This window comes from Romboutsia faecis (assembly GCF_014323405.1).
GTDB classification, from domain to species: domain Bacteria; phylum Bacillota; class Clostridia; order Peptostreptococcales; family Peptostreptococcaceae; genus Romboutsia_E; species Romboutsia_E faecis.
The window spans coordinates 1-1,308 of the sequence record NZ_JACRWE010000027.1; the positions used below are offsets into that span (position 1 = coordinate 1).

Here is a 1,308-nt window from a genome sequence, read left to right on the forward strand (position 1 = left end):
CTAAATTTAGGTTTAGGGACTAGTTGAAATAAAAAAGAGTGAACATATTGGAATAACAACATTCCTCTACACTCACTCTTTTTTTATTATTTTGTTATTTATGAAACTTTATTTTTTTAATTTTTGTAAATTCCATATAAATTAATTTATTTTATATTTTAACTTTATTTTTATCTGTATTATTTGTATTTATTATGTATTTTACTTTATTTTTTTATTTATCTATTTTTATAAAAATATAACTACATCTTTATATCTACTTTTATTGTATTCATTGGTCTTAACCCTTCTTTTGAAGGAATATGATATCCATTTTTTATTTGAATCCATGATCCACAACCACATTCACATTGTATTAGACTAATAGCCTCTCCTTTTACTTTTGGAGTTTTATGTTTAATTCCACACAATGGACAATTAAAATATTTCTTTTTTTCCCTAATACTTTTACTCATTAAATAAATCCCCTTCTCTTAAAATATTTAAATTTAGTTACTCTTTTTCATATACTCATATAATGCCATAGATAATATATCTTGCACCTTATAATTTGAATTTTCTTTACAAAATTTACTAAAATCTTTTTGAACTTCTTCATAAAGTCTATAACATCTTGATACTGTTTTTCCTTCAAATTTTTTTATATCTATCCCACTATAATTATTATTTAATTTGTTCTCTATAGCCTCTATTTTCGATTCTAAGGCTTGTATTTTTTCTTCTAACACTTTTGTATTATTTTCGCATTTATTTTCTTTCTGAGCCTTATTATTTGTTTCAGAGGATGATTTATATTTATTATTACTCTTATCAAATAAGTATCCTTGTTTTAAAAATCTTTTCCTTATTGTAGCCCTAGATATATTTATGTCTTTACATATTTCTGTTAAACTTTTTCTATCTAATTTTTGATTTATATATTCAACTTGATCTTGCACTTTTAATTTATTAAATTCTTCTTTTTCCATAAAAAATATCCCCCTAATAAAATAAATACTTTTGTATTTATTTTCAGTAAAGAAATTATACTTCCTCTAAAAATATAAATTGTTTTTGCATTTATTTTGAATTATTTTTTATGAAAATTTATTTTAAAAATAAGTTTTGAGTTAGCGAAAAACTTACTAGATTAAAAAAACTTGTTTTTTTAAAAAAGAGCATAAGGAGTTTTTGTCACCATTTCTAATGGTGAGCTAGGCAAAGCCTAGCAATACTCTAAAAGTTAATAAATTAACTTGGTGACAAGAAATATAAACTATGGGGTAAATTTAACCCCCTCATAACCCCTATTTAACCCCCAATCACCCC

At 23.0% G+C, this 1,308-nt stretch carries 2 protein-coding genes; both read right to left on the reverse strand.

The annotated features are described in order from the left end of the window. Nucleotides 1-242: 242 nt before the first annotated feature. A complete protein-coding gene (locus tag H8923_RS16910; protein WP_153973369.1) occupies nucleotides 243-455 on the reverse strand; it encodes a hypothetical protein in 213 nt (70 codons plus the stop codon). A 33-nt stretch (nucleotides 456-488) separates the two neighbouring features. After that, complete coding sequence (locus H8923_RS16915; protein WP_187127997.1) at nucleotides 489-968, reverse strand: helix-turn-helix domain-containing protein; 480 nt, start codon at nucleotides 966-968, stop codon at nucleotides 489-491. Between the last annotated feature and the right edge of the window lie 340 nt (nucleotides 969-1,308).

Coding starts and splice junctions, on each gene's coding strand:
- H8923_RS16910 (WP_153973369.1), bottom strand. CDS start 455: ATGAGTAAAAGTATTAGGGAAAAAAAGAAATATTTTAATTGTCCATTG.
- H8923_RS16915 (WP_187127997.1), bottom strand. CDS start 968: ATGGAAAAAGAAGAATTTAATAAATTAAAAGTGCAAGATCAAGTTGAA.